This window comes from Stenotrophomonas sp. Bg11-02 (assembly GCF_002836635.1).
Lineage (GTDB): Bacteria > Pseudomonadota > Gammaproteobacteria > Xanthomonadales > Xanthomonadaceae > Stenotrophomonas > Stenotrophomonas lacuserhaii.
Map to the genome: position 1 here is coordinate 1 of NZ_PJAY01000027.1, position 628 is coordinate 628.

Annotated in this window: 1 protein-coding gene; it reads left to right on the forward strand. The window is 64.0% G+C overall.

The features are described 5' to 3' along the window. Positions 1-100: 100 nt before the first annotated feature. A partial coding sequence (locus CXG43_RS01310; RefSeq protein ID WP_269801181.1) for a YHS domain-containing protein occupies positions 101-628 on the forward strand: 528 nt, incomplete at its 3' end.

Genomic DNA, 628 nt, shown 5'->3' on the forward strand with positions numbered 1-628 from the left:
GTTGTTGTTTCAGTGCTCGGGACGCTCAGCCCCGAATAGCTGTGTAACCCCCAATGGCACACTGCCTTGGCAGTCCATCCCCACTAAAGCGAGCATCGGCATGAACTCACCGTCGTCCCATGACCATCACTCCGCAGGCGCAGTCCCTGTCGAGACTGCGGATAGACGGGTAACCGACCCGGTCTGTGGCATGCAGGTAGATCCCGCCACCACGCCGCATCATGCGGACCACGCCGGCGCCCATTTTCACTTCTGCTCGGAGCGATGCCGCGCGAAGTTCGTGGCTGATCCCGAGCGCTACCTGACGTCCCGGGATGAGCCCGAGGTGGCCCAGCCCGGCGCCATCTACACCTGCCCGATGCACCCCGAAGTCCGGCAACAGGGTCCTGGCAACTGTCCTTTCTGCGGCATGGCGCTGGAGCCGGAAATGCCCAGCCTGGAGGACGATGACAATCCGGAACTGCGCGACTTCTCGCGCCGGTTCTGGTGGACGCTTCCGCTGACGGTGGTGACGCTCGTGCTGGCAATGTTCGGCCAGTACCTCCCGCGTGTCGTGCTGGGCGACGTGCAGATCCTGCCCTTGTCGATCGACGTGCAGACCTGGGTCGAGCTGGTCCTGACCACACCG